Raw genomic sequence first — 263 nt, forward strand, 5'->3', positions numbered from 1 at the left:
CCACGGCATCAGGGCGTAGTCGTGGAACACCACCGCCCGCTCGTGACCGGGACCCTGGACGGACGCGCCCTCGACGAAGACCTCGCCCGACGACGGCGGGACCAGACCGGCGACGACCTGCAGGAGCGTGCTCTTGCCGAATCCGCTCGGTCCGACGATGGTGACGAACTCACCGGCCGCGACGGTGAGTTCGAGACCGTCGACGGCGAGCAACTCGCCGCCCTCGCGCGCTCGCGGATACCGCACGACGAGGTTGCGCACCT

The 263-nt window shown here is 70.3% G+C and carries 1 pseudogene (only partly in view); it reads right to left on the reverse strand.

Going from position 1 to position 263, the window contains the following annotated elements:
* Positions 1-261: pseudogene (locus GEV06_29315) on the reverse strand (ATP-binding cassette domain-containing protein); it reaches 251 nt to the left of the window's first position.
* Positions 262-263: the final 2 nt, after the last annotated feature.

The sequence above is a fragment of the Luteitalea sp. genome (genome assembly GCA_009377605.1).
GTDB lineage: Bacteria > Acidobacteriota > Vicinamibacteria > Vicinamibacterales > Vicinamibacteraceae > WHTT01.